This window comes from Xanthobacter autotrophicus (assembly GCF_030015065.1).
Taxonomy (GTDB): Bacteria; Pseudomonadota; Alphaproteobacteria; order Rhizobiales; family Xanthobacteraceae; genus Xanthobacter; species Xanthobacter autotrophicus_D.
Genome location: NZ_JAIVFN010000038.1, coordinates 1 through 24,616 on the forward strand (window position 1 = coordinate 1; position 24,616 = coordinate 24,616).

The 24,616-nt window shown below is 70.4% G+C and carries 26 protein-coding genes; 9 read left to right on the forward strand and 17 right to left on the reverse strand.

Translation table 11 applies throughout. The annotated features are described in order from the left end of the window. The 5 genes from K9U40_RS09965 to K9U40_RS09985 all read right to left on the reverse strand — a co-directional run. Positions 1–1,694 (reverse strand): VWA domain-containing protein (locus K9U40_RS09965; RefSeq protein ID WP_282890040.1); only part of this gene is annotated, 1,694 nt, incomplete at its 3' end. Beyond that, entirely contained in the window at positions 1,694–2,731 is a 1,038-nt protein-coding gene (locus K9U40_RS09970; protein WP_282890041.1) for a vWA domain-containing protein, read from the reverse strand. The genes K9U40_RS09970 and K9U40_RS09965, both read right to left, overlap by 1 nt. Further along, complete coding sequence (locus K9U40_RS09975; protein WP_282890042.1) at positions 2,728–3,297, reverse strand: DUF4381 domain-containing protein; 570 nt, start codon at positions 3,295–3,297, stop codon at positions 2,728–2,730. Before K9U40_RS09975 ends, K9U40_RS09970 begins: the two co-directional genes overlap by 4 nt. Beyond that, positions 3,294–4,241, reverse strand: a complete 948-nt coding sequence (locus K9U40_RS09980; RefSeq protein ID WP_282890043.1) for a DUF58 domain-containing protein — start codon at positions 4,239–4,241, stop codon at positions 3,294–3,296. Before K9U40_RS09980 ends, K9U40_RS09975 begins: the two co-directional genes overlap by 4 nt. Before the next feature lie 14 nt (positions 4,242–4,255). Then, positions 4,256–5,176: an AAA family ATPase gene (locus K9U40_RS09985; protein ID WP_282890070.1), complete on the reverse strand. Its 921-nt coding sequence runs from the start codon at positions 5,174–5,176 to the stop codon at positions 4,256–4,258. 409 nt (positions 5,177–5,585) lie between these two features. On the opposite strand from K9U40_RS09985, the gene K9U40_RS09990 reads away from it, so the two are divergent. From K9U40_RS09990 to K9U40_RS10005, 4 genes are all read left to right on the forward strand, one after another. Continuing rightward, on the forward strand, positions 5,586–6,233 hold the full coding sequence (locus K9U40_RS09990; protein WP_282890044.1) for a DUF938 domain-containing protein: 648 nt from the start codon (positions 5,586–5,588) through the stop codon (positions 6,231–6,233). 107 nt (positions 6,234–6,340) lie between these two features. Further along, the gene (locus K9U40_RS09995) at positions 6,341–7,423 is read left to right on the forward strand and encodes a flagellar motor protein MotA (protein WP_282890045.1); all 1,083 of its coding nucleotides are present in this window, start codon (positions 6,341–6,343) and stop codon (positions 7,421–7,423) included. Positions 7,424–7,455: 32 nt separating this feature from the next. Next, a complete protein-coding gene (locus tag K9U40_RS10000) occupies positions 7,456–8,478 on the forward strand; it encodes a peptidoglycan -binding protein (protein ID WP_282890046.1) in 1,023 nt (340 codons plus the stop codon). A gap of 147 nt (positions 8,479–8,625) precedes the next feature. Next, positions 8,626–9,102: a GNAT family N-acetyltransferase gene (locus K9U40_RS10005; RefSeq protein ID WP_282890047.1), complete on the forward strand. Its 477-nt coding sequence runs from the start codon at positions 8,626–8,628 to the stop codon at positions 9,100–9,102. Positions 9,103–9,181: 79 nt separating this feature from the next. Here K9U40_RS10005 and K9U40_RS10010 read toward each other — a convergent pair whose 3' ends face one another. Then, positions 9,182–11,008: an ABC transporter transmembrane domain-containing protein gene (locus K9U40_RS10010; protein WP_414114840.1), complete on the reverse strand. Its 1,827-nt coding sequence runs from the start codon at positions 11,006–11,008 to the stop codon at positions 9,182–9,184. Positions 11,009–11,098: 90 nt separating this feature from the next. Between K9U40_RS10010 and rpmE the strand changes: the two genes are divergently transcribed. Further along, positions 11,099–11,323, forward strand: a complete 225-nt coding sequence (gene rpmE, locus K9U40_RS10015; protein ID WP_012112862.1) for a 50S ribosomal protein L31 — start codon at positions 11,099–11,101, stop codon at positions 11,321–11,323. Positions 11,324–11,419: 96 nt separating this feature from the next. Beyond that, on the forward strand, positions 11,420–11,611 hold the full coding sequence (locus K9U40_RS24800) for a pentapeptide repeat-containing protein (protein ID WP_414114841.1): 192 nt from the start codon (positions 11,420–11,422) through the stop codon (positions 11,609–11,611). Here K9U40_RS24800 and K9U40_RS10020 read toward each other — a convergent pair. Together K9U40_RS10020 and K9U40_RS10025 are read right to left on the reverse strand one after the other, a co-directional pair. Then, complete coding sequence (locus K9U40_RS10020) at positions 11,521–11,934, reverse strand: hypothetical protein (protein ID WP_282890048.1); 414 nt, start codon at positions 11,932–11,934, stop codon at positions 11,521–11,523. The genes K9U40_RS24800 and K9U40_RS10020 overlap by 91 nt on opposite strands. A gap of 301 nt (positions 11,935–12,235) precedes the next feature. Continuing rightward, complete coding sequence (locus tag K9U40_RS10025; protein WP_282890049.1) at positions 12,236–12,424, reverse strand: DUF1192 domain-containing protein; 189 nt, start codon at positions 12,422–12,424, stop codon at positions 12,236–12,238. Positions 12,425–12,673: 249 nt separating this feature from the next. On the opposite strand from K9U40_RS10025, the gene K9U40_RS10030 reads away from it, so the two are divergent. Continuing rightward, the gene (locus tag K9U40_RS10030) at positions 12,674–13,681 is read left to right on the forward strand and encodes an NAD(P)H-quinone oxidoreductase (protein WP_282890050.1); all 1,008 of its coding nucleotides are present in this window, start codon (positions 12,674–12,676) and stop codon (positions 13,679–13,681) included. Positions 13,682–13,862: 181 nt separating this feature from the next. Here K9U40_RS10030 and K9U40_RS10035 read toward each other — a convergent pair whose 3' ends face one another. Continuing rightward, the gene (locus tag K9U40_RS10035; RefSeq protein ID WP_282890051.1) at positions 13,863–14,114 is read right to left on the reverse strand and encodes a hypothetical protein; all 252 of its coding nucleotides are present in this window, start codon (positions 14,112–14,114) and stop codon (positions 13,863–13,865) included. Between the two features lie 177 nt (positions 14,115–14,291). On the opposite strand from K9U40_RS10035, the gene K9U40_RS10040 reads away from it, so the two are divergent. Then, the gene (locus K9U40_RS10040) at positions 14,292–15,731 is read left to right on the forward strand and encodes an MFS transporter (protein ID WP_282890052.1); all 1,440 of its coding nucleotides are present in this window, start codon (positions 14,292–14,294) and stop codon (positions 15,729–15,731) included. Here K9U40_RS10040 and K9U40_RS10045 read toward each other — a convergent pair. From K9U40_RS10045 to K9U40_RS10055, 3 genes are all read right to left on the reverse strand, one after another. Next, on the reverse strand, positions 15,725–16,474 hold the full coding sequence (locus K9U40_RS10045) for an RlmE family RNA methyltransferase (RefSeq protein WP_282890053.1): 750 nt from the start codon (positions 16,472–16,474) through the stop codon (positions 15,725–15,727). The genes K9U40_RS10040 and K9U40_RS10045 overlap by 7 nt on opposite strands. Beyond that, positions 16,471–17,808, reverse strand: a complete 1,338-nt coding sequence (locus K9U40_RS10050) for a Ppx/GppA phosphatase family protein (protein WP_282890054.1) — start codon at positions 17,806–17,808, stop codon at positions 16,471–16,473. Before K9U40_RS10050 ends, K9U40_RS10045 begins: the two co-directional genes overlap by 4 nt. A 146-nt stretch (positions 17,809–17,954) precedes the next feature. After that, positions 17,955–18,704: a transaldolase family protein gene (locus tag K9U40_RS10055; protein ID WP_282890055.1), complete on the reverse strand. Its 750-nt coding sequence runs from the start codon at positions 18,702–18,704 to the stop codon at positions 17,955–17,957. A gap of 386 nt (positions 18,705–19,090) precedes the next feature. On the opposite strand from K9U40_RS10055, the gene K9U40_RS10060 reads away from it, so the two are divergent. Next, positions 19,091–19,456, forward strand: coding sequence for a hypothetical protein (locus tag K9U40_RS10060; protein WP_282890056.1), 366 nt, complete (start codon positions 19,091–19,093; stop codon positions 19,454–19,456). 32 nt (positions 19,457–19,488) lie between these two features. On the opposite strand, the gene K9U40_RS10065 is transcribed toward K9U40_RS10060, so the two are convergent. From K9U40_RS10065 to K9U40_RS10085, 5 genes are all read right to left on the reverse strand, one after another. Beyond that, positions 19,489–19,839 (reverse strand): DUF2023 family protein, encoded by a 351-nt coding sequence (locus K9U40_RS10065; protein WP_282890057.1) that lies wholly within the window; start codon positions 19,837–19,839, stop codon positions 19,489–19,491. A gap of 101 nt (positions 19,840–19,940) precedes the next feature. Continuing rightward, positions 19,941–20,423 carry a flavodoxin FldA gene (gene fldA / locus K9U40_RS10070; RefSeq protein WP_282890058.1) on the reverse strand — a complete coding sequence of 161 codons (483 nt, stop codon included), beginning with the start codon at positions 20,421–20,423 and terminating at the stop codon, positions 19,941–19,943. A 400-nt stretch (positions 20,424–20,823) separates the two neighbouring features. Then, positions 20,824–22,032 carry a sodium/glutamate symporter gene (gene gltS / locus K9U40_RS10075; RefSeq protein WP_282890059.1) on the reverse strand — a complete coding sequence of 403 codons (1,209 nt, stop codon included), beginning with the start codon at positions 22,030–22,032 and terminating at the stop codon, positions 20,824–20,826. Positions 22,033–22,115: 83 nt separating this feature from the next. Further along, complete coding sequence (locus tag K9U40_RS10080) at positions 22,116–23,579, reverse strand: GntP family permease (RefSeq protein ID WP_282890060.1); 1,464 nt, start codon at positions 23,577–23,579, stop codon at positions 22,116–22,118. A 3-nt stretch (positions 23,580–23,582) separates the two neighbouring features. Then, positions 23,583–24,602, reverse strand: coding sequence for a patatin-like phospholipase family protein (locus K9U40_RS10085; protein WP_282890061.1), 1,020 nt, complete (start codon positions 24,600–24,602; stop codon positions 23,583–23,585). Positions 24,603–24,616 lie beyond the last annotated feature (14 nt).

Genomic DNA, 24,616 nt, shown 5'->3' on the forward strand with positions numbered 1-24,616 from the left:
CTGCAGTCTCGTGGGCTCGGAGATCTGTATAAGAGACAGTCGGCGATCTCGGCGGGCTTTCGCGGCGGCAGCGGCGCAGGTCCCGGCGGAGGCGCGGGCGGAGGCGGCCCGGCACCGCCCGCGGTCTGCGGATCCGCCTTCTCGGGCGTGCCGGACCTGTCCTTCTGCGGGTCGGCACCGGCCTTGCCGGCATCGGGGGTGTCCGGCTTGCTGTTGTCCGGCTTGGCATTGTCCGGCTTGGCCGGATCAGATTTGGCCGGATCGGATTTGCCGCCGGCATTCTGCTGGCCGCCCCCTCCCCCGCCGGAGCCGCCTTTGTCCTTCTTGTCGTTCTTCTTGTCGTTCTTCTTCTCGTCGTCCTTCTTCTTGCGGGCGTCGAGGATGGCCTGAACCAGATCGCGGTTGAACTTCGCGTCGGCGTCGGCAGGGTCGGCCGCGAGCGCGGCGTCGTAGGCGGCGACGGCCTCCTCCAGCCGGTCGGCCCGGGCGAGCGCGTTGCCCCGATTGTAGTCGGCGCCCGCAATGGCGGCGTAGGCGGCAGCGGCGCCCGCATGGTCGCCCGCTTTATAGAGCGCGCCGGCCCGCCAGGCCGGGTCCTCGAAGCGCCGGGCGGCGGCGGCGTAGTCGCCCGCCGCGAAGGCGGCCGCGCCCTGCTGGTCGGGCCGCCACCACAGGTCGTCCCAGGTCCCGGCCAAGGCCGGCGGGGGCGCGGCAAGGGCGGGCAGCACCGCGAGAAGCAGCATGGCGATCCACCCCCGGCGGAAGGCGAGCGGCGCCAGCAGCACGGCGAGGAGCAGCACGAACGGCCCCATGTCGGCCCACACATCGGCCGTGAAGCCGTCCCGATCCACGGGCGGGGCCACGGCGGACGCGCTCGTGGGCGGCAGGGTGCTCTCCAGGTCGCTGTCGTCGGCGGTGAGGCGGGAGAACGTCCCGCGCCCCGCCACCGCAAGGGCGGAGAGGCCCGCCGCATCCACCGGCCCGGCCCCGTCCGCGCCGGTGGAACCCACGCCGATGACGTTGACCCTGAAGCCCGCCGCGGCTGCCGCTTTGGCCGCCGCCTGCGCCTTCGCGGGGGCGTCTCCCGCGCCATCCGCGAGGATGAGGATGCGCCCGGTGGAGGCGCCGGCGCCCTTGAGCAGTTCGACGGCCTTCTCGATGGCAAGGTCGGGGCGCGCCGGCCCGCCGCGCATCAGGCTGGTGGCGAGGTCCGGCAGCATCTGGCCCACCACGCGGGTGTCCTCGGTGAGCGGCGCGGCGGTGAAGGGAATGTCGGCGTAGATGACCAGCGCCACCTCGCCGCCCCGCATGCGCGACAGCACGTCGGCCACCTTGTAGCGGGCGGCGGCGAGCCGGGTGGGGCTGGCATCGCTCGCGCCCATGGACGGGGCGAGGCTGAGCACCACCACCACCGGATCGAGCCGCCCGCCCGCCGGCTGCGGCAGCTTCTCCCAGGCCGGCCCGGCCATGGCGACAACGGCCGCGATCCAGCCCGCCAGCAGCAGCAGGACCGGCCAGCGGCCGGCCTGCCGCCCGTCCGGCGCGGCCAGATGGGCGAGCAGGTGGGCATCCACCACCCGCGACCAGTCGTTCGAGCCCTGCTTGAGCCGGCGCCACAGCAGAGCCGCGAGCACGATGGCCGGCAGCAGCGCCAGCAGCCATTCGGGCCGCAGGAAGTGGACGCTCGCCGGCATCAGGCGGAGCCCTCCGCGCGCGCCCGTTTCGCGCCGCCCGCGCCCCGGCGCAGGGACGACGGCATCACCAGCAGGGCGCAGACGAGAAAGCTCGCCAGCAGCGCCGCGCCGAGGGGCCAGAAGAACAGGGCGACGGTGGGGCGCAGATACTGGGGGTCCCCCGCCACCGGTTCCAGACGGTCGATGTCGGCATAGATGCGGGCGAGGCCCTTGTCGTCGCGGGCGCGGAAATACTGGCCGCCGGTGAGCCCCGCGATCTTCTTCAGCGCGTCCTCGTCGAGGTCGGCGGAGGGGTTCATGGGCATGCCGGGCTGGATGTCGATGGCATAGCCGTCGGCGCCGACGCCGATGGTGTGGATGCGCACATTCTCCTTGGCGGCGATGGCCGCCGCCTCGATGGGATCGAGCACGCCGGAGGTGTTGGCGCCATCGGTGAGCAGGACGAGCACGCGATCCTTGCCCGGCCGGTCGCGCAGCGTCTTCACCGCAAGGCCGATGGCATCGCCTATGGAGGTGTTGCGCCCCGTCATGCCGATGGAGGCCTCGGCGAGGAGCTGGCGCACCACGTTGCGGTCGAGGGTGAGCGGTGCCTGCACATAGGCCCGCGTGCTGAACAGGATGAGACCGATCCGGTCGCCCGTGCGACGGGAGATGAAGTCGTCCGCCACCCCCTTGACCACCTGGAGCCGGCTCGCCGGCACCCCGGAGCGGGCGAGGTCCTGCTGCGCCATGGAGGCGGAGAGATCCACCGCCAGCATCATTTCCCGCCCCTCCACCGGGAGGGCGACGGGCGTGCCCACATAGACCGGCCGCGCGGCGGCGATCACCAGCAGGGTCCAGATGAAGGCGAGCGCGGCGAGCCTGAGCCGCCGCCAGCGCGGCCGTCCGGCGGTGACGAGGCCGGCCTGCACCAGCTCCGCGAAGAAGGGCAGGCGCAGCGCGCCGGCCCGCCGCTCCGGCGCGCGCGGCAGGACCAGCCGCACCAGAAGGGGCAGCGGCAGCAGCGCCAGCATGAGGGGCCATTGCAGCGTGATCATGCGCGCGCCCGGATCCAGCGCCGCACGGCGGCGGCGAAGGCCTTCGGCGCGATGTCGGCGTCCGGGGCCTCGCCCGGCGGAAAATAGGGCGCGCGGGCGAGGAAGGCCGCCTCGGGGACGCCGAAGCCCGCCTTGCCGGCCATGAGCACGCGCCTCCATGCCGCCTCGGTCACCACGGGCGCCCCATCCCCCGACTGGGCATGGACGAGGCGGCGCAGCACGCCGGACGCCGCGGCGGCGACGAATTGGGCATCCGGGGCGCCATCCCGGGCGCCGGCCCGGGCCAGCGTGGCCTCGAACTCCTTCAGGGCCTTGTAGGCCAGCGTCTGCCGCCACCGCCATTCGCGGATGGCGAGCACCACCCCCACCAGCAGGACCAGCCCCGCCAGCGCATACCAGCCGGGCGCCGGCGGCCAGAACGGCACGTCGGGCGGCAGGTGGATGTCGCGCAGGCCGGCGAGGGCTTCCTCCAGCGGGGGGGCGTCCGGCGCGCCCGGCGCCGTGGAGCCCGGCGTCAGGAAGTCCGGCGTCGAGAAATCGGGTTTCGGGGCTGCGGGCGTCGTCATGCAGAGGCGCGCCGCCCTGCCGACTGGAGCGGCCGCAGCCGCTCGGGATGCAGCACATCGGCCGGATCGGTGCCGGTCTCCAGATCGAGAAAGGTCATGCCCCGCTCGTGGCAGATCCGCTCGACGGCGTCATGCCGGGCGGCGAAGCGCCGGGCATAAGCGGCCCGCAGCGCCTCCCGCTCCGCATCGAGGCGCGCCACCGCCGCCCCGTCGGTGACCGGATAGAGGCCGGAGCCCGGCATCTGCGCCTCCAGCCGGTCGAACACGAACAGGCAGGTAACATGGTTCTCCACCGCCAGCCGCTCCACCTCGCGCGCCGCATGGGCATCGAGATCGGCGAAGTCGGTGACGAGGAAGACGAGGGTGCCGGGCCGCGCCAGCGCGCGCGTCCGTGCGATCGCTTCCGCCAGCGCAGGGCCGTCCTCCGGCGCCCCCGCCGGCTCCGCGGTGGCATCCGCGACGGCCCGCACGAAATTCAGGATCCGCCGGCGGCTGCGCTCGGGCCGGAAGGTGCCGACGCCCGACGGCGCCAGCACGACGCCGCCCACCCGGTCGCCGCCGGCGATGCCCACCCAGGCGAGGATGGCGGCCGCCTTCGCCGCCAGCACCGACTTGAAGCTGCCGCGCGTGCCGAAGCGCATGGGCGCGCGCGCATCGGCGAGGATCAGGACCGGGCGCTCGCGCTCCTCCTGGAACAGCTTGGTGTGGGTGCGCCCGGTGCGGGCGGTGACGCGCCAGTCGATGGTGCGCACGTCGTCGCCGGGATGGTAGGCACGCACCTCGTCGAATTCCATGCCGCGGCCGCGGAAGGACGAGCGGTGGCCACCAAACTGGTGGGTCCGCACCTTGCCGCCGGGCGCAAAGCCGCCGCCCCCGCGCGGGCGCGCCGCCACGAGTTCCGGCAGGCGGGCGACGACGCCCTTCAGCGGATCCTGTTCCGACATGGCTGTTCCCGACCTCAGCCCACCGGCACCCGGGCAATGAGGAGGTCGATGAAATCGTCGCTCGTCACCCCGTCCGCCTCGGCCTCGAAGGTCATGAGCACACGGTGGCGCAGCACCGGTTTCAGCACGGCCTGCACGTCCTCAGGCACCACATAGTTGCGCTTGCGGCGCCAGGCATGGGCGCGGGCGCAGCGGTCGAGGGAAATGGTGCCGCGCGGGCTGGCGCCGAAGCTGACCAGCCCTTCGAGGTCGGCGCCGTAGAGCTCGGGACGGCGGGTGGCCTGCACCATCTGGAGCAGGTATTCCTCCACCGGCTCCGCCATATGCACGGCGGCCACCTCGCGCCGGGCGGCGAACACCACCTCCTGCGGCAAAGGCGGGCCGAAATCCGGCGCCACCCCCCGCGCCTCCCCGCGCACCAGGCGCAGGATCTCGCGCTCGGCGTCGATGTCGGGGAAATCAATGCGCACATGCAGCAGGAAACGGTCGAGCTGGGCCTCGGGCAGGGGATAGGTGCCTTCCTGCTCGATGGGGTTCTGCGTCGCCATCACCATGAAGAGGTCGGGCAGGCGGTAGGTCACGCCGCCCACGGTCACCTGCCGCTCCGCCATGGCCTCCAGCAGGGCCGACTGGACCTTGGCCGGGGCGCGGTTGATCTCGTCAGCGAGGATGAAATTGTGGAATACCGGCCCCTTCTGGAACCGGAAGCTGCCATCCTCGGGCCGGTAGATGTCGGTGCCGGTGAGGTCGGAGGGCAGGAGATCCGGGGTGAACTGGATGCGCTGGTCGCTCAGGTCGATGGCCCGGGCCAAAGCCTTGATGGCCTTGGTCTTGGCGAGGCCCGGCGCGCCTTCCACCAGGAGATGACCGTCCGCCAGCACCGCGATGAGCAGCAGTTCCACGAAGTCCGGCTGGCCGAGGATGCAGGCATTCATGTAGGCGGCGAGATCGTCGAAAGCCCGCTCAAGCCCGGCGCGCTCCTGTCCGGCGCGCTCCGCCACGGGGGGCCGCGTCCGGGCCAAGGCGCCCTCCAGGAAACTGGCGTCACGGGTGGTCGTCATGAAAAATGGGTTCCGGTCTCGCGCTGGCTTTGCTTCCTTATATCGCCGCGACGGCGGATCGCACATTATCTCGCGTTCATTTTTCAGCCCTGCGGCGCGCCGGGGACGACATGCGGCACGTTTGCCGACCATTGTGGCGGAACCGGGCGGCGCAGACGGTTGAGCGCCGGGGCGACCCCCGCCAAGATGCGCGCACCAGCCCACGGGGCCGCGATCCTGCCCGCCGGCCCTTCCGGCCGCCGGGCCAGCGTCCCCCGCCCCGACACAGCGGAGAGTTGATCCCTTGTCCAGTCCATCCCTTGACGCGCGCCGCTCCGCCCCGGCGGTCGCGCGCAACCGCGAGCCCATCGCCGCCATGCTGGCGCCGCTCCTGCCGGCCTCCGGGCTGGTGCTGGAGATCGCCAGCGGCACCGGCGAGCATGCGGTGCATCTCGCCCGCAGGATGCCGCACCTCACCTGGCAGCCCTCCGACCCCTCGCCCGACGCGCGCGCCTCCATCGCCGCATGGACCGCCGCGGAGGGGCTCGGCAACGTGCGCCCGCCCCTCGCCCTGGACGCCGCCGCCGCGGACTGGCCGGTGGGGAAGGTGGACGCCGTGATGTGCGTCAACATGATCCACATCAGCCCGTGGGAGGCGACCGAAGGCCTCATGCGCGGCGCCGGTGCCCGCCTGCCGCCGGACGGCGTGTTGTTCGTCTACGGCGCCTTCCGGCAGGACGGCGTGCCCACCGCCCCCTCCAACGAGGCGTTCGACGCCGACCTGAAGCGGCAGGACCCGCGCTTCGGCCTGCGCAACCTCGCCGACGTGGCGGCCTGCGCGGCACGCAACGGCCTCGTCCTTGCCCGCGTGGCCGAGATGCCGGCCAACAATCTTTCGCTCGTCTTCCGCAAGGTGATGGTGGTTTCGCCCGGCGCGGGCCCTGTGCCATAGTCGGGCACCGGCCATGAGCGGAATCGGGTGAGCGGGACTCACCGCAATCTGCTATCAGGGCCGGGCCGGATCTTCCGCTCGATGCCCCTTCCGCTCGAGGACCTTTCATGGCGCGCGTCGTCGATCCTTTCATCAAGGTATCGTCCCCCCAGATCTTCCTGGTGCGGATGATCGTGTTCCTGGCCCTGTGCGCGGCGCTGGCCGCCGTGCTCCACCGCCAGATCGTCAGCGCCTTCCTCAACAATCCGGGCCTCAACGGCGTCATCTTCGGGGTGCTGGCCGTGGGCATCATCCTGGCCATCCGGCAGGTGGCGCGGCTGTTTCCGGAGGTGGACTGGGTGAATTCCTTCCGCCTGTCCGATCCGGGGCTGGCGGTGGCGCGCCCGCCCACTTTGCTCGCGCCCATGGCGGCGCTGCTGGGCGACCGGGTGGGGCGCATGTCCATTTCCCAGGTCACCATGCGCTCCATCCTCGATTCCATCGGCACCCGCCTCGACGAGAGCCGGGACATGGGGCGCTACCTCACCGGGCTTCTGGTGTTCCTCGGCCTGCTCGGCACCTTCTGGGGCCTTCTGGAGACCGTCTCCTCCATCGGCACGGTCATCGGCTCGCTGCAGGTGGGGCCGGATACCGGCTCCATCTTCGAGGACATGAAGAGCGGCCTTGCCGCCCCCCTCGGCGGCATGGGCACGGCGTTCTCGTCCTCCCTGTTCGGGCTTGCGGGCTCGCTGGTGCTCGGCTTCCTCGACCTCCAGGCAGGGCAGGCGCAGAACCGCTTCTATACCGACCTCGAGGACTGGCTCTCCACCACCGTGCGCGACCTCGACGACGCCCCGCGCGACCGCGCCTTCGGCTCCGAGGCGGCGCTGGCCCGCGTTTCGGCCACCGCCCCGCCGCCGGTCCCCTCCAGCCCGCCCCTCGCTTTGCCGCCGCCGCAGCCGGCCTTCGACACCGCGCCCCTGGTCTCGGCCATGGGCCGGCTGGAGAAGGCCATGGCGGAAGCCGGGTCCCAGCGGGTGACCACCGCCATGTCCCAGCTGGCCGAGAGCCTCCAGGGCCTCGTCACCCACATGCGCTCGGAACAGGCGCTGCTGAAGCAGATGGTCGAGGCCCAGGGCGCCCAGAACGAGGAGCTGAGGCGCCTGGTCCGGCGCTTCAATGACGAGACCGTCGGCAGCGGCAGAAGCTGAGCGGGAACGGGACCACGAGCGGGAGCTGAGCCATGGCCTTGAGCAGACGCGGCCGCGACCGCCACATCGACTACTGGCCCGGCTTCGTGGACGCCCTGTCCACCCTGCTGCTGGTGTTCATCTTCCTGTTGTCCGTCTTCATGCTCACCCAGTTCTTCCTGACCCAGGAAATGTCGGGCAAGGACAACGTGATGCAGCGCCTGCAGGCGCAGATCCGCCAGCTCACCGAGCTGCTCTCGCTGGAGCGCGCCACCGGCCAGACCGCGGACAGCGAGCTCGCCACCCTGCGCGCCTCGCTGGAAGCCACCGAAAGCGAGCGGGACCGCCTCAAGGGCCAGCTTTCCGCGGCCCCGGCCCCCGCCTCCGATACCGGCCGCGCCCAGGCCCTCGCCCGCGAGGTGGACCTCCAGAAGGACGTGGCCGCCCGCGCCATCGCCCAGATCGAGCTGCTCAACCAGCAGATCTCCGCCCTGCGCCGGCAGATGGCCGCGCTGGAAGAAGCCCTCAACGTGGCCGAGAAGCGGGATGCGGAGAGCCAGACCAAGATCACCGACCTCGGCCGCCGGCTCAACGTGGCGCTCGCCCAAAGGGTGCAGGAGCTGACGCGCTTCCGCTCGGAATTCTTCGGCCGGCTGCGCGAGATCCTCGGCAACCGGCCGGACGTGCGCGTGGTGGGCGACCGCTTCGTGTTCCAGTCGGAAGTCTTCTTCGACCGCGGCTCCGCCACCCTGCGCCCGGAGGCGCTGGCGGAGCTCGACAAGCTGACTGGCGCCATCCTCGAGCTGGAGAAGAGCATCCCGCCCGACATCTCCTGGGCGCTGCGCATCGACGGGCACACCGACAACCGGCCCATCACCACGCCCCAGTTCCCCTCCAACTGGGAATTGTCGGCGGCGCGGGCCATCGCGGTTGTCCAATACCTCATATCCTGGGGCGTGAGCCCGCAGCACCTGATCGCCGCCGGCTTCGGCGAATACCAGCCCATCGACACCGCCGCCACCGAGGACGCCCGCGCCCGCAACCGCCGCATCGAGCTGAAGCTGACGGAGCGGTGAGAGCGTTCGTCCTCCCGGCGGGTGCGGTCCTGCCGATGCGCCACAAGGTGTTAAGCGCCCGGCAACCGGTCTGCGGCACCGTGGATGCCCCGGACACGACGGTGCGGAGACGGATCGGCAAGCGGCCGTCCGGCCGCCATGAGACCAATGCGCAACACCCCGATGCCTTCCCCCATGCCCTACACCCTCGCGCCCGCTTTGCCCGCCCATCGCCCCGCCATGGCACAGCTGTGGGTGGAGAGCTGGGCGAGGACCCTGCCGGAGATCGACTTCGAGGCCCGCCGGCCGTGGCTGGAACGCCATCTCGACGACCTTGCGGCGGGCGGCGCTCTCATCCGGGTGGCGCTCGACCCTGATGGGGCGGTGGCGGGCTTCGTCGTGATCCATCCCGGCACGGGATACCTCGACCAGCTGGCCGTCGCCCCGCGCGTCTGGGGCCGGGGCGCAGCCGAGGCACTGATGGACGAGGCGCGGCGGATCTCCCCTGCCCTCGTCACCCTGGACGTGAACCAGGACAATCCGCGGGCGGTGCGCTTCTACGAGAAGATGGGCCTTGCCGTCGTGTCGGAGGGGGAGAACCCCATGTCTGGCCGCCGCACCTTCCGCATGGAATGGCGGCCCTGACCGGGACCCCGCCAGCCGATGTCGAACTGTCCCGAACCCCGCCGAACCTGCCGATATCGGGAGCGGTTCGGCGGCAAGATCACGCCGCCGCGTTGAACTGGAGCTGGGCGAGGCGGGCATAAAGTCCGCCCTTGGCCACCAGCTCCGCATGGGTGCCCTCGTCCACGATGCGACCCGCCTCCATGACGAGAATGCGGTCGGCCTCGAGCACGGTGGCGAGCCGGTGGGCGATGACGAGGGTGGTCCGCCCCTCCATGGAGCGCTCCAGCGCGGTCTGCACCAGGGTCTCGCTTTCCGCGTCCAGCGCGCTCGTCGCCTCGTCGAGCAGGAGGATGGGGGCGGCCCGCAGGATGGCGCGGGCGATGACGATGCGCTGGCGCTGGCCGCCGGAGAGCGTCACCCCCCGCTCGCCCACCACGGTATCCCAGCCCTGCGGCAGGCGCGCCACGAACTCGTCCACCGCCGCCGCCCGGCCGGCGGCCTCCACCTCGGCATCGGTGGCGTCGGGCCGCCCCAGCCGGATATTGGCGCGCACGGTGTCGGCGAAGATGGCAACCTCCTGCGGCACCAGCGCGATCTGCCGGCGCACGTCCACCGGATCGGCGGTGCCGATGTCGATCTCGTCCAGCAGGATGCGCCCGGCCTGCGGGTCGTAGAAGCGTTCCAGCAGCTGGAACACGGTGCTCTTGCCGGCGCCGGACGGCCCCACCAGCGCCACCCGCTCGCCGGGCCGCACGGTGAAGGAGACGGCGTGCAAGGCATTGTCCTCGCCCCGGGTGGGATAGGCGAAGGACACCTCGTCGAAGCGGATCGCGCCGGACAGGCGGGCCGGCAGCGTCACGGGCCGGTCCGGCGTGCGCACCTGGGGCTCCACCTTCAGCAGCTCGCCGATGCGCTCGGCGGCGCCGGCGGCGGCGGAGACCTCGCCCCAGGTCTCGGACAGATTGCCGAGGGAGGCCGCGGCCAGCACCGCATAGAGCACGAACTGGCCGAGCGCCCCCGAGCTCATGGTGCCCGCGAGCACCGACTGGGCGCCCGCCCACAGCACCGCGACGATGCTGGCGGTGATGAGGAAGATGGCGACGCCGGTAAGCCAGGCCCGCGCCCGCGTCGCGTCCCGCGCCGCGCCGAAGGCCTCCTCCACCGCCCCGTCGAAGCGCGCCCGCGCCGCGCCCTCCGCGCTGGACGACTGGAGCGCCCGCATGCCGTTCAGCGCCTCGGCGGCATAGGCCGAAGCGTCGGCGAGGGTGTCCTGGGCATGGCGGGTACGCCGGCGCACCTTGCGGCCGGACGCCACCAGCGGCAGCACGATGATGGGGATCGCCACCAGCACCAGGCCCGACAGGCGCGGGCTCGTCACCACCATCATGGCGATGCCGCCCACGCACAGCACCAGGTTGCGCAAGGCGGTGGAGGCGGACGCCCCGACCGCGGACTTCAGCTGCGTGGTGTCCGCCGTGAGGCGGGAGGTGAGCTCGCCGGAGCGGGCCGAATCGTAGAAGGCTCCGTCCAGCGTCACCAGCCGGGCAAACACGGCGCTGCGCAGATCCGAGACCACGCGCTCACCGAGAGTGGTAACCAGATAATAGCGCGCCGCCGAAGCGGCGGCCAGCACCGCCGCCACCGCCACCAGAACGGCGAAATAGCGCTCCACCAGGGCGGAATGGTCGGCGGCGAAGCCGAAATCAATCATGCGCCGCACCGCCAAAGGCAGCGCCAGCGTCGCCAGCGCAGCCACCAGGATGGCAACCAGCGCCGCCGCCACCCGGCCGCGATAGCGCGACAGGTAAGGGGCAAGTCCCTTGAGCGGCTTCAGGTTGGCCTTGCGGCGCCGCGCGGCGGCAACGTCGCCGCCGGCGGCGTTCTTGGGGGCAGGTGAGGTGTCGGCTTGTGTCAAGGCATGCACTCGGTTATAGACCCGCCACTTCCGTCAGGAACCGAAATTGACGCTGCCGGTCCCGGGAGGGCGTCGGCGTGGCGATAAAGGATTGAACCAATGAAGAGCGACATCCACCCCGATTACCACTTCATCAAGGTGGTGATGACGGACGGTTCCGAGTACACGACCCGGTCGACCTACGGCAAGGAGGGCGACACCCTTCAGCTCGACATCGACCCGCGCACCCATCCCGCGTGGACCGGCGGCACCCAGCAGCTGATGGACCGCGGCGGCCGCGTTTCCCGCTTCAAGAGCAAGTTCGGCGCCCTGCTCAAGGGCTGATCGCCGGCCCGCCGCGGCATCCGGCCCTGCGTATCTGCGTCGCAGGGCCTGACGTTGCGGCCTCGCCAGGCTGGCGCCGGAGCATGCCGCAGCGCGATGCCGTCAAGGGTGTTGCGCCGGCTTTCAGCTCGATTGCGTCACGCTCGATTGCGTCACGCTCGATTGCGTCACGCTCGATTGCGTCACGCTCGATTGCGTCACCAGACCAAGCCGCGGGCGGCCCTGCCGCCGTCGCGGCTTTCCGCGTTGCCGGCAGTGCCGGCCATGTCCCCGCCTGCCTCCTCCTGAAGCCGCGCGGCGAGCGCGCCGCAAAGGGTCGCGAGCTCCAGCGCCCCGATCCGGGCCGCCGCCGGCAGGCGTTCGACGAGCCCCCCCGGCAGGGCCAGGTCGAGCCGGGCCGCTTCGCGCCGGAACCGGTCCGGCTCCATGTCGCGGTCACCCAGCCTGTCGAGCATCAGCAGCGCCGAGGAGGCATCCATGACGAGGCGGCGCAAGGCGGCGACCGCGGCCTGGTCGAGCGGAGCCGCCGCAAGGCGCGCCTGAGCCGAGGCCAGCCGCTCCATGCCACGACTGAAGATGGAGGCCGATGCCGCCTCGTCCCTGTCCCGCACCGCCGCACTCCTCCGCAAGGGCGGGCATCAAGCGGAATGCCGGCCCGTGCGTAAAGGGGCGGCGGCCGAAAAGGCATGGGGATATCGGGCACGAGCCCAACAAGGCACCGGCCGGGGTGGGGGTCGGACCGCGCGGGACCCCGCCCAAAGAAGAGCCGCCTCGCGGCGGCTCCGAAGTCTGACAGGGAGAGTTGCCAGTTGTCCGGGAGGAAACCCGACGGACAAATACAGTATGGCAAGCAGGGATTAAGGCCGTCTTAACGCGTGGCCTTTAGAAACCCTGCCCCTTCCGCCGGAGCCCCTACAGCTTGAATGCGGCATTGGCTGCGGCGCGGGATGCCCGCTTGGCCTCGAGCGCCGCCTCCAGGCGCGCGATCTCCGCCCTGAGGTCGGCGATGCGCTGCTCGATCTCGTCCACGGACAGGCGCGAGATATCCGCTGCGACCAGCGGCTCGCGCGGCGGGGGCAAAGCGTCGTCGTCCATTGGCATCTTGCGCGCCCCTCCTTATTGTCGCCTCGCGCTTCCGGGCGGACTTCAGGTCCGGCCCCTATTTTGCCCGTCCCCGCTTCGGTTTAAAGAGGCCGCTCGCACGCGCCGTCCAACCTCTTGAAGAAAGCGGCTTCACCAGCCAGCCTGATCCAGGCCGGGGACCCCGTTCCCGTTCCACCCGTTCCCCTGCCCTCGTTTCAGGGCCTCCGCCTCAGGCGCCGCGCCGCCAGCCCCTTCGGAGCCGTCTTCATGTCGTCCGCCCCCCTCCCCGAAACCATGACCGCCATCCTCATCTCCGCGCCCGGCGGACCCGAGGTGCTCGTGCCCGGCACCCGGCCGGTGCCCGCCCCAGCCCCCGGCGAGGTATTGGTGAAGGTGGAGGCCGCGGGCATCAACCGGCCGGACGTGATGCAGCGCAAGGGCCTCTATCCGCCGCCGCCCGGCGCCTCCGACATTCCGGGCCTGGAGATCGCCGGCACGGTGGTCGCCCTCGGCGCGGGCGCGAGCCGCTTCCAGGTGGGCGACCGCGTCTGCGCGCTCGTCACCGGCGGCGGCTATGCCCAATATTGCACCACCCATGAAGCCACCGCTTTGCCCATCCCCGAGGGCCTCAGCGCCGCCGAGGCCGCAGCCCTGCCGGAAACCGCCTTCACCGTGTGGAGCAACATCTTCGAGCGCGGCCAGCTGAAGGCGGGCGAGACGCTGCTGCTGCACGGCGGGTCCAGCGGCATCGGCACCACGGCCATCCAGCTCGCCAAGGCCTTCGGCGCGCGGGTGGTGGTGACGGCGGGGTCGGACGAGAAATGCGCCGCCTGCCTGAAGCTGGGCGCGGACCTCGCGGTGAACTACCGCACCCAGGATTTCGTGGCGGAGGTGAAGAGCTTCACCGCCGGCAAGGGCGCCAACGTGATCCTCGACATGATCGGCGGCCCTTACATCCAGAAGAATTACGAGGCCGCCGCGCAGGACGGGCGCATCGTGCAGATCGCGTTCCAGCAGGGCGCCAAGGCCGAGGTGGACTTCATGCGCCTCATGCTGAAGCGCCTCACCCATACCGGCTCCACCCTGCGCTCGCGCCCGGTGGAGGAAAAGGCGGCGCTGGCCGCCGCCATCGTGGAGAAGGTGTTTCCGCTGATCGCGGCGGGCAAATACCGCCCGGTGATGGACGAGACCTTTCCCCTGGCGAACGCAGCCGCCGCCCATGCCCGCATGGATGCGAGCACCCATGTGGGCAAGATCGTCCTCACCGTGGACTGACGCGCGAGGACCGGCCGGGCCACAAGCCGCCCTCGCCACATTCCCGCCTCACCCTCCGGCGTGTCCGGAGGACCCGGCCGGCAACCACGGCTTGCGTGGACATCCGGACCCATGCCCCGGACGCGCCGGGGCATGACAGGCATGAGGGGCCGCAGAAACCCGCGGCGCGGATTGTCGTGCCTCAGGGGCGCCAGTCGCGGGGCGGGACGCCGGTGCGCTCGATGGTCTCGATGACCTCGCGCTGGCGGCGATCGGTGCGCTTCATGTGCACGGCGATGACCGCATGGGCCGACGGCACCAGGAACAGGAGCGGGAAGATCAGGCCGAGCAGGATGCACGGCACGATCATGACCAGATTGATGAGTGCCGAAATCGGCTGTCCGTTCACCAGCAGGCCGAGCGGCGGAAGCAGAGCGGCGAGAATGTAGACCATGGTCGCGTCAGGCCCTCCTTAAAGGCCTCGGCATCCATATGGTGTGGTTGCGCGTCCCTGCAAGGCATCGTGGCCCCTGGCGCCGGGGTGGTTGATCGCGGCCGGCGAAGCCCCTATTCGGAACCCCGGGCCCGACGCGCCGCTCTGCCCCCGAGGCGCGCCCCTACGGAAACGCTCATGCCGCGCCACGCGCTGCCGCCGCAGGTTCTCATTCCCCTCATCGTCGCCTGTGCGCTGTTCATGGAACAGGTGGATGCGACCGTCATCGCCACCTCCCTGCCCGCCATCGCCGCCGACCTGAAGGAAGATCCGGTGGCGCTCAAGCTGGCGCTCACCTCCTACCTGCTCTCCCTCGCCGTCTTCATCCCGGCCAGCGGCTGGGCGGCGGACCGCTACGGCGCACGCACGGTATTCCGATCCGCCATCGTGATCTTCACGGTGGGCTCGATCCTGTGCGGGCTGTCCACCTCGCTCGCCGACTTCGTGCTCTACCGCATCATCCAGGGCATGGGCGGGGCCATGATGGTGCCGGTGGGGCGGCTCGTCATCCTGCGCTCGGTACCGAAGACGGAGCTGGTCTCCGCGCTGGCCTGGCTCACCATTCCCGCGCTGCTGGGGCCGGTGCTCGGCCCCCCGCTGGGCGGCTTCATCACCACCTATTTCGACTGGCGGCTGATCTTCTTCATCAATGTGCCCATCGGCGTGCTGGGCGTGTTCCTCGCTACCCGCTTCATCGAGAATGTGCGGGAGGAGGACGTGCCGCCGCTGGATCTCAAGGGCCTCGTCCTCTCCGGCATCGGGCTCGCCGGCCTCGTTTTCGGCTTCGCCGTGCTCGGGCAGGAGCTGGTGCCGGTGTGGGCCGCCCTCACCGTTGCCGGCATCGGCGCCGCTGCGCTGTGGCTCTATGTGCGCCACGCCAGGGTCACGCCCCATGCGGTGCTCGACCTGAACCTCTTGCGGCATTCCTCGTTCCGCGCCGGCGTGGTGGGCGGCTCCCTGTTCCGGGTCGGCATCGGCGCCCTGCCCTTCCTGCTGCCGCTGATGCTCCAATTGTCCTTCGGCCTGTCGCCCTTCGTCTCCGGACTGCTCACGCTTGCCGCCTCGGCCGGCGCCCTGGTGATGAAATTCACCGCCGCCCCGCTGCTGCGGCGGCTCGGCTACAAGCGCGTGCTCCTCGCCAACGCCGTCGTCTGCGCCGGCTTCATCGCCGTGAACGCGGCCTTCACGCCGTTCACGCCCCATTGGATCATCGTAATGGTGCTGCTGGTGGGCGGCTTCCTGCGCTCGCTGCAGTTCACCGCGCTCAACGCCCTGAGCTATGCGCAGGTGGAGCCGCAGGAGATGAGCCGGGCCACCTCCTTCGCCAGCGTGGCGCAGCAGGTGTCGCTCTCGTGCGGGGTGGCGCTGGCCGGCTTCGTGCTGGAGACCCTGCGCGCCGGCCGGGGCGAAATGACGGTGACCCAGGGCGACTTCGCCGTCGCCTTCCTGGTGGTTGCCGTGGTGAGCGTGCTCAGCCTCGCCTTTTTCATCACCCTGCCGAAGGATGCCGGCGCGGAGCTGACCGGCCGCAAGCCCGACCTCGCCGACCCGCGCAGCGAGGTCAGTCCCGATCACTGATCCCGGGACACCTGTGCCTCGGCCGTCTCAGCGTCATCCGCCTGCGCCCGGTCCGCCTCGCCCCGGAAGCCCGTGGCCAGCACATAGAGCTCGGCCGAATCGGCGCGGCTCGCCGCCGGCTTCACATGGCGCACCTGCGCGAAGTCGCGCTTGAGGTCGGCCAGAAGCGTGGCTTCCATGCCCCCCTGGATCACCTTGGCAAGGAAGGTCCCGCCCGGCGCCAGCACCTGGCGGGCGAAATCCACCGCAAGCTCCACCAGGCCGACGATGCGCAGATGGTCCGTCTTCTTGTGGCCCGTGGCATTGGCCGCCATGTCGGACATGACGAGGTCGGCCGGTCCGCCCAGCATGGCGATCAGGCGCTCCGGCGCGTCGGCGGAGAGGAAATCCATCTGGGCGAAGGCGACCCCGGGAATGGGCTCGATCTCCAGGAGGTCGATGGCGACGATCTTGCCGTGCCCTTCCGCAAGGCCGATCTTCTTCGCCGCCACCTGGCTCCAGCCGCCGGGGGCGGCACCGAGGTCCACGACGCGCATGCCTCGCTTCAGAAGCTTGGCCTTCTCGTCCATCTCGATGAGCTTGAAGGCGGCGCGCGAGCGCCAGCCCTCCCGCTTGGCGCGGGCGACGTAAGGGTCGTTGAGCTGGCGCTGCAGCCATTTCTGGGAGGATGTGGTGCGGCCGCGCGCGGTCTTCACGCGCACTTTCAGGGGCCGGCCGTCCGGCCCGCGGGGTGGTGTGGTCACGCGCGTGCGTCTCCGGAGGGGGCGCCGGCAGGGCGGTTGCGCCGCCATGCGCCGTCGGCCCGCATCAACTGCACCAGCATGCCCTCGCGCAAGCCCCGGTCCGCCACCCGCAGGCGATCGGCGGGGAAAACGCGGCGCACCGCCTCCATGATGGCGCAGCCGGCCAGCACCAGATCCGCCCGCTGGGCACCGATGCAGGGATTGGCTACCCGCTCCTCGAACGACATGCACATGAGGCGCTCCACCACCTGCTCGATGTGGCTGGCGCCGAGCCAGGCACCGTCCACGCGGGTGCGATCGTAGCGGTCGAGGCCGAGATGGATGCCGGCCACGGTGGTCACCGTGCCGGAGGTACCGAGCAGGTGCAGCCGGCCGGGCGCGCGCACGCCCCAGCTCTGGCGCACGCCGTCCAGCATGCCGCACACCTCGTCCACCATGGAGCGGAAGACCTGGGGCGAGACCCGCACGCCGCCATGCCGCTCGGACAACGACACCACCCCGACCGGGAGCGAAACCCAGGAGCGGATGCGGGCGCGCGGCGGGCCGTCATCCCCCGCCGAGCGCCGGCCCAGCCACACCACCTCGGTGGAGCCGCCGCCGATGTCGAACAGGACGGCGCCGTCGCAGGTAGGGTCCACCAGCGGCGCGCAGCCGGTGGCGGCGAGCCCCGCCTCGGTGCGGCGGTCCACCACTTCCAGCCTCAGGCCGGTGCGCGCTTCCACCCGGGCGCAGAACTCCTCGCCGTTCTCGGCGGCCCGGCAGGCTTCGGTGGCGACGATGCGGGCCCGGCTGACGCCGCGCAGGTCCATCTTGCTCGCGCAGATCTCCAGCGCCGCCACCGCCCGGTCCATGGCCTCCTGGCAGAGGCGGCCGGAGGCGCCCAGGCCCTCGCCGAGACGCACGATGCGTGAGAAGGCATCCACCACCCGGAAGCTGCGGGCCGTGGGACGCGCCACCAAAAGGCGGCAATTGTTGGTGCCGAGATCAATGGCGGCATAGACCGCGCCGGCGTGGCCGGCCGCATAGGCCGGGGCGGGATTCGGGCTCGCCGATGCCGCAGTGGTCGCGGGCGCGCCTGCGGAGGCCGGGCCAGCACCTGCCGGCGCCACAGCCTCGGAATGCACGGGATGGCGATTCGGGCTTGCGCCATTCGCGCGGGACGGCGCGGGAGCGGGAGACAAGGGAGCGGGAGACCGGGACGCGGCGGCCGGATCACATCCCGCAGCCACAGGCCCCGTCGTCGCGCGGCGTTGATCCGTCGCGCTTTCCGCAACGGAACGCTCACGGCAAGACTGCCCCGGACCCGCCCCGGGCCCGTGCGTCTCGTCCCTCATGTCCATCCCCTCGCCGCAAGGCGGAAACATGCGCTCAGGCCTGCCGCTGGGTCAGCGACCGGCTGCGCCTTGTGGCCAGTGTATCAGCGCACGCGATGTGTGCAATGCCGGGGCCTGCCTTCGATGCAGGCAGGCCCCGGGAAAGGTCACTCCGCGGCGGCGCGGCCCTTCAGGTCGAGGGTGAGGCCGGCGGCCAGAGCATCGGCGCGGAACGCCTTCACGGCGTCGAGGGACAGCTCGGCCGCGGTCCGCGAGCCCAGCGCCGGCAGCTTCTTCAGCACGTCGGCGGGGGCGGTGATGATGTGGCAGCCCATCTCGTCCGCCTCGATCACGTTCCACACCTCGCGGGTGGAGGCCCAGATGACCTCCACATTCCCGGTCGCGTTGGCGAGGGCCACCGCCCGCGAGATGGCGGGCCTGTAGTCGATGCCGAGGTCGGCGAGGCGTCCGGCGAAGACCGAGATGATCGACGGCGCTCCGCCAGCCAGCGCCTTCACGCCCTCTTCCACCTGGGGCACGTCGAAAATGGCGGTGAGGTTCACCTTCACCCCGTCGTTCACCAGGTCCCGCACCAGGTCATAAAGCGTCTCGCCGCGGGTGGTGGAGACCGGAAGCTTGACGTGCACGTGCTCGCCCCAGGTGGCGATGACGCGAGCCTGGGCGCGGATTTCCGGGATGTCGTCGGAGAAGACCTCGAACGAGATGTGCCGGTCCGGCACTGCGGCCACGAGATCGCGGGCATAGGCCTCGTAGTCGGTCACGCCGGCCTTGCGCAGCAGGGACGGATTGGTGGTGAAGCCGGCGATGTGGGGCTGCTTGGCCATTTCCACGATCTGCGCCTTGTCGGCCCCGTCGGTGAACAACTTCACCTTCAGGTCGCTGAGCTTCACGGACATGCTGGACTCCCTTGATCCCGTTTCGGCCCGCATCCTAGAGCGCGATCCGGATAAATTGAATCAATTTGCTCGGCGAATCGCCCGCTTCCCGAAGAAAGAAGGGCCGCCGGCGCAGCCGCGATGTGGGGCAGCCGGATCATCACCGGCCCGTGCGGCAGACTGATGACGTTCACGTTTTCATCCCCCCGCTCTTCCTCCGCTGCCGAGGGGGTCCGCTCCGGCGCCGCGCGGGCGGCTGTGGGCGAAGCGCACCAGCGCTGGCATTAACGCTCCATTGACCATGTCGGAAGGTCGCGCCGGCCGGCAACTTCCGGGAAAGGGGAATCCGGCATGCTGCCATCCATCCGGGGGGCCGGGCTCGATTTGTCAGGCGTTGAGAGGCGGGGATGCTGGCGACGGACATGGTGGAGCGCATGGCGCGCGCGATGCACGCTTTCTCCCGGCAGCGCTATCCCCTGCTGGAGCCGTGGGACGAGCTTTCGCCCGAACGGCGGGCCTATCAGCGCCAGCTCGCCACCCATGCCCTCCAGGCCCTCACACCCCACGACGTGATCGAGATCACCTCGCGCGCCGCGCCCGAGATCGTCGCCATCCCGGTGGAGCCGACCCCCTGGGCGCTCGCGGAGCTGCAGGAAGCCGCCATCGCCGACAACGGCACCGCCATGGATGCCCGGCGCCGCTACCGCTCCTTCCTCGCCACCGCCTCCCTGCCGCTGGCCACCCGCTACGCCGAGAGCGAAGGCGCGCGCTGAGCCCGCCCCAGGCCGCCTGCTGGCCACCGGCCTCACTCCGCCGCGAGGGCGATGACCTCCGGTTGGCCGCGCCCGGAGCGGCCGAGATAGCGCCGGCACTGCTGCTCCCTGTCATAGCCGAGCAGCGTGCCGAGCATGAAATCCTCTTCCGCCGTCAGGGTGTTGAGCGGCCGCGTGACCACCGCCCGCGCCACCGCCACGAAAGCCGGACGGCCGAAGAAGAGGTTCACCTTGACCGGGCTCACCTCCTGCACGAAATGGTCGATGCCGTGCCGCCCGAGCCGCGCCAGCACCAGCGGCAGCTCGGCGCGACAGAGCGTCATGAGGAACAGGGCGCGCACGCCCCGCCCGTATTCGTAGACATGATGCTGGAACAGCCGCATCACCGGCGCCGCGCACCCGTCCGCGACGGCAGCGGCGGGGGATGGAGGCCACAGGGCCTCCTCCGGGAGCGGCGCATCCCCGGGCGCGTCCGCGCAGGGGCCTAGAGCAGCTTGCTGAGCCATGCCGTCACCCGTTTGTCCGTCATGCCGGACTGCGTGTCCTGGTCGAGGGCGAGGCCGACGAACCGGCCCTCCCGCTCGGCGGTGGAGCCCACATAATCGTAGCCGGCGGTGTCGGTGAACCCGACCACCTCCGCGCCCAGCTCCGTCACCTCGTCATAGAGGATGCCGATGGCATCGACGAAGGAGGTGGGATAGCTCTCCTGGTCCCCGGTGCCGAACAGCGCCACTTTCTTGCCCTTGAGGTTGGCGGCGCGCAGCTTGTCGATGTTCTCCTCCCAGTCCGTCTGCAATGTGCCATCGCCATAGGTGGGCGAACCCAGGATGAGCAGGTCGCAATTCTCGAAGTCGGCCTTCGTCGCGGCCTTGATGTCCACGGAGCGACCCTGGCACTTCTTGGAAATCCTGGACGCGACCCCTTTCGTGGCTCCGCCGTCGGAGCCGAAGATCACCGTGACAATCATGTCCTCGTCTCTTTATGGATTGATTCAAATCTGAAACAGGCGAACCGACCAACACGAGCTCGCCCAACACACCGGTAAACGCTACCGAAGCCATGATAACTCAACAACACGGGATATTCACGGATTGAATGTTTCAGGAAGGCATCGTATGCATAGAACATAGCTGAATTTCATGATCGAGAATTATTACAAATCTATCTTCAGTTTCGATCTGTTCTGATCTGGGCAAGACATCACGTCGCCCCGGGGGCTCGTCCCGCCCCACGCTTCAGCCCGCACAACCTTCCGGAGATCACGCCTTCCGGAGATCACGCGATCCGCCAAGTCCCGCAGCGCCACTCGCCCGGCGGGGGGCTCCGCGTCGCGGGGACGCTGCCTGGCAGGCCCGGGCGCTGCGCCCTCAGCGCAGCATGAAGCCGATGGCGAGGGCGTTGGCGATGTCGATGAAGAAGGCCGAGACCAAAGGCAGGATGATGAAGGCGATGGGCGCCGGCCCATGGGTGCGCGTCACCGCCGTCATGTTGGCGATGGCGGTGGGCGTCGCCCCGAGGCTGATGCCGGTGAAGCCGGCCGCCAGCACCGCCGCCTGATAGTTGCGCCCCATGGCCGGGAACACCGCGAACAGGATGTAGAGCACCGCCACCAGCGTCTGCAGGCCGAGCACGATGGCCAGCGCCGGCCCGAGCCCGCCCAGGGTCCACAACTGCATGCTCATGAGCGACATGGCGAGGAAGATCTTCAGCGACAGGTCGGAGATCAGCGCCAGCGCCGGCGTGCGCGCCGGCCACGCCATGCGCGGCAGGAGGCGGGGCAGCGTGTTGGTGATGACGATGGCCACCAGCAGGCACACCACGAACATGGGCAGCTTGATGCCCGTCTGCTCCACCGCGCCCTCCAGCGAGTAGGCGACGAGAATGGCCACGTTCAGCACCAGCAGCGCGCTCAGGATGTTGCGGTAGGTGACCTTGCCCGCGTCCGGCCCCACGTCGTCGTCGGGCAGGCCCACCATGGGGGGCAGGATTTCGTCGCTGCGCAGATTGAAGCGGTTGATGAGGATGCCCGCCACCGGCCCGCCCACGAGGCTGGCGATGACGAGGCCCAGGGTGGCGCTGGCGATGCCCACCTCCAGCGCGTTGGGCAGGCCGAACCGCTCGGAGAGCAGCGGCGCCCAGGCGATGGTGGTGCCATGGCCGCCGATGAGCGAAACCGAGCCGAGCAGTGGCGCGATGCCGTCCGGCAGCCCCAGCGCCTTGGCTCCGCCGATGGCCACCGCGTTCTGGAGCCCGAGATAGACCACGGTCAGAAGCAGCAGGATGAGCAGCGGCCGCCCGCCCAGCGCGAGGTCCGACAGCCGTGCATTGAGGCCGATGCCGGTGAAGAAATAGAGCAGCAGCATGTCGCGCGCGGCGAGATCGAAGGAGATGGCGAGGCCGAGCACGCGGTAGCACAAAAGCGTCACCACGGCGGCGAGCAGGCCTCCGGTGACCGCCTCGGGAATGTTCCAGCGCCGCAGCGGCGCGATCACGCCATTGAGCCCGGCCCCGACGAAATACACCACGATGGCGAGGGTGAAGGTGAGGAAGCCGGAGACCTCAAAGGTGGCTGGCATGTCTCCCCCCGCATATGTGGCCGGTGTGAGGTTTAGAATGGACGGCCGCCCGCCGGCCGCCGGTGTAATCTAGAGCACGCGCCTCAGAAGCTGCCGACCAGGGTGCCGAGCCCGATCACCACGGCGAGCGCGATCAGCGCCCCCACCACCGCCGCCATGACGATGTCGAGATAGCCTTCCTTGTGGGTCACCCCGCACACGGACAAGAGCGTCACCACCGCGCCGTTGTGCGGCAGGCTGTCGAGGGTGCCGGAGCCGATCACGGCCACGCGGTGCATCAGCGCCGGGTCCATGCCGATCTCGGCGGCAATCCTCATGTAGGTCGGTCCCAGCGCGTCGAGCGCGATGGTGAGGCCGCCGGAGGCCGATCCGGTCAGCGCGGCGAGGATGTTGGTGGCCACCGCCAGCGACACCAGCGGGCCGCCCTCGATGGACAGCACCCAGTTGCGCACATCGGCGAAGGCCGGCAACGCGGCGACGATGGCGCCGAAGCCGACCAGGCTCGCCACCGACAGGATCGGCAGCACCGAGGCATTGGCGCCCGCCGTCATGGTGGCGCGCAGTTCCGGCACGCTGCGAAAGTTGATGGCGATCACCGCGATGATGGCGGCGGTAAGCGCCACGATCACCGACCACACCCCGCCCACCGCGGAGAGGCTGGTGGCGCCCCACTGGTCGGTGGCGAGGAAGGCGGTGTCCATCCGCGGCAGAATTGCGAAGGACATCAAGAGATTGACCACGATCACCACGATGATCGGCAGGGCCGCGAGCAGGATGGGGGGATTTCTGGCGGCCGCGTCGCTCGAATGGATCTCCGAGGGATCGAACGCACCGGCGGTGGTGGCCCGCTCGCGCACCAGGGGGTCGTCGGCGGCAAGCTCGGCGGATTCGTCCGGCGCCGCGATCAGCGCGCCGAAGCCCTCGCCCTTGGCCCGCGCCTTGTTCTCCCTCAGCTTCAGCCACCACATGCCGAAGCCTAGCATGACCAGCGAGGCGATGATGCCGAGGCCCGGTGCCGCGAACGGCGTGGTGCCGAAGAACGGCATGGGGATGGCGTTCTGGATGGAGGGGGTGCCGGGCATGGCCGACATGGTGAAGGTGGAGGTGCCGAGCGCGATGGCCGCCGGCATCAGCCGCCGCGGCACGCCGGACGAGCGGAACAGGGCCACCCCCATGGGCGCGAGCACGAAGAAGGCCACGAACAGGCTGACGCCGCCATAGGTGACGATGGCGCCCGCCAGCACCACGGCGAGGATGGCGCGCTGCGCCCCCAGCTTCTGTGTCATGAAGTTGGCGATGGAGATGACCGAGCCGGAATCCTCCATCAGCTTGCCGAACAGCGCCCCCAGCAGGAACAGGGGGAAGAATTGCGCGACGAAGTCCGCCGCGTTGCGCATGAAGGTCTGGGTCCAGCTCGCCAGCAGCGGCTCGCCGGAGAAGGCGGCCGCGATCAGCCCGGCGATGGGGGCGAGGATGAGGATGCTGGAGCCCCGGAAGGCCAGGAAGATGAGGACGGCGAGGCCGACCAGGATGCCGAGAAGACCCATGGCTCACACTCCCTGCAGCAGCACGTCGAGATCGACGGTGGACTCCATGCCGAGCCGGTCGCCGAAGCTGTCGAGGAAATCCTGCCCGGCCTTGCGGCCCTCGTCCTTCAGCATGGACAGGAAATCCCACTCCGCGTTGAGCTTGGAGGAATAGCCCAGCGTCCCCATCAGCCGGTTGGGCACCATGTGGATGCGCATCTTGGCCCACTCGGCGCCCTCGGTGTCGCCGGGGTCGGCCACCTTGCGCATCAGCGCGATCATGCGCAGCTCCTTGAGCAGCACGGCGTTGAACGACACCTCGTTCAGCCGGTTCATGATCTCCGCCGCGGTCTTGGGCGTGCCGGGCCGCTCCACCGGGTTGATGGGGATCAGGATGGTGTCGTCCGATGACAATTCGCGCACCAGCGGCGTCATGGTGGGATTGCCGGAATAGCCGCCGTCCCAATAAGCCTCGCCGTCGATCTCGATGGCCTGGAACAGGGTCGGCAGGCAGGCGGAGGCCAGCAGCACGTCGGCCGAGAGTTCGGCGTTGCGGAATACCCGGCCGCGGCCGGTGCGCACGTTGGTGGCGGTGATGAAGAGGCGGATGGGCGAGCCCATAAGTCGCTCGAAGTCGATGTGCTCCTCGAGGATGCCCTTGAGCGGGTTGAAGTTGCCCGGGTTCAGGTCATACGGCGAGAACAGGCGGGACATGAGGTCCATGCCGACGAACAGCGGCGAGGAATCCAGCGTCCACTTGCCCAGCAGCCGGTCCAGCGGGCCGCGCTGGAAGGGGGAGAAGCGCGCCGCGTCGGCCACCGCGCGCCAGTAGCGGTCGAGCGCCTGCCGCGCCCCCTCCGCCCCGCCGGCGGCGTAGCCGTCCGCCAGTACCGCCGCATTCATGGCGCCGGCCGAGGTGCCGGAGATGCCGTCGATCTGGAGCCAGGTCTCCTCCAGCAACCGGTCGAGCACGCCCCATGTGAAGGCGCCATGGGCGCCGCCGCCCTGCAGGGCGAGGTCCACGAGAAGGGGGGAGCGATCCATTTCAGGCGTCTCCA

Excerpts from the sequence above, each read along its gene's own strand:
- K9U40_RS09970 (WP_282890041.1), bottom strand. The coding sequence starts at position 2,731 with ATGATCACGCTGCAATGGCCCCTCATGCTGGCGCTGCTGCCGCTGCCC.
- K9U40_RS09975 (WP_282890042.1), bottom strand. The coding sequence starts at position 3,297 with ATGACGACGCCCGCAGCCCCGAAACCCGATTTCTCGACGCCGGACTTC.
- K9U40_RS09980 (WP_282890043.1), bottom strand. The coding sequence starts at position 4,241 with ATGTCGGAACAGGATCCGCTGAAGGGCGTCGTCGCCCGCCTGCCGGAA.
- K9U40_RS09985 (WP_282890070.1), bottom strand. The coding sequence starts at position 5,176 with ATGAATGCCTGCATCCTCGGCCAGCCGGACTTCGTGGAACTGCTGCTC.
- K9U40_RS09995 (WP_282890045.1), top strand. The coding sequence starts at position 6,341 with ATGGCGCGCGTCGTCGATCCTTTCATCAAGGTATCGTCCCCCCAGATC.
- K9U40_RS10000 (WP_282890046.1), top strand. The coding sequence starts at position 7,456 with ATGGCCTTGAGCAGACGCGGCCGCGACCGCCACATCGACTACTGGCCC.
- K9U40_RS10005 (WP_282890047.1), top strand. The coding sequence starts at position 8,626 with ATGCGCAACACCCCGATGCCTTCCCCCATGCCCTACACCCTCGCGCCC.
- rpmE (WP_012112862.1), top strand. The coding sequence starts at position 11,099 with ATGAAGAGCGACATCCACCCCGATTACCACTTCATCAAGGTGGTGATG.
- K9U40_RS24800 (WP_414114841.1), top strand. The coding sequence starts at position 11,420 with ATGCCGTCAAGGGTGTTGCGCCGGCTTTCAGCTCGATTGCGTCACGCT.
- K9U40_RS10025 (WP_282890049.1), bottom strand. The coding sequence starts at position 12,424 with ATGCCAATGGACGACGACGCTTTGCCCCCGCCGCGCGAGCCGCTGGTC.
- K9U40_RS10030 (WP_282890050.1), top strand. The coding sequence starts at position 12,674 with ATGTCGTCCGCCCCCCTCCCCGAAACCATGACCGCCATCCTCATCTCC.
- K9U40_RS10035 (WP_282890051.1), bottom strand. The coding sequence starts at position 14,114 with ATGGTCTACATTCTCGCCGCTCTGCTTCCGCCGCTCGGCCTGCTGGTG.
- K9U40_RS10040 (WP_282890052.1), top strand. The coding sequence starts at position 14,292 with ATGCCGCGCCACGCGCTGCCGCCGCAGGTTCTCATTCCCCTCATCGTC.
- K9U40_RS10050 (WP_282890054.1), bottom strand. The coding sequence starts at position 17,808 with ATGAGGGACGAGACGCACGGGCCCGGGGCGGGTCCGGGGCAGTCTTGC.
- K9U40_RS10055 (WP_282890055.1), bottom strand. The coding sequence starts at position 18,704 with ATGTCCGTGAAGCTCAGCGACCTGAAGGTGAAGTTGTTCACCGACGGG.
- K9U40_RS10060 (WP_282890056.1), top strand. The coding sequence starts at position 19,091 with ATGCTGGCGACGGACATGGTGGAGCGCATGGCGCGCGCGATGCACGCT.
- K9U40_RS10065 (WP_282890057.1), bottom strand. The coding sequence starts at position 19,839 with ATGCGGCTGTTCCAGCATCATGTCTACGAATACGGGCGGGGCGTGCGC.
- fldA (WP_282890058.1), bottom strand. The coding sequence starts at position 20,423 with ATGATTGTCACGGTGATCTTCGGCTCCGACGGCGGAGCCACGAAAGGG.
- gltS (WP_282890059.1), bottom strand. The coding sequence starts at position 22,032 with ATGCCAGCCACCTTTGAGGTCTCCGGCTTCCTCACCTTCACCCTCGCC.
- K9U40_RS10080 (WP_282890060.1), bottom strand. The coding sequence starts at position 23,579 with ATGGGTCTTCTCGGCATCCTGGTCGGCCTCGCCGTCCTCATCTTCCTG.
- K9U40_RS10085 (WP_282890061.1), bottom strand. The coding sequence starts at position 24,602 with ATGGATCGCTCCCCCCTTCTCGTGGACCTCGCCCTGCAGGGCGGCGGC.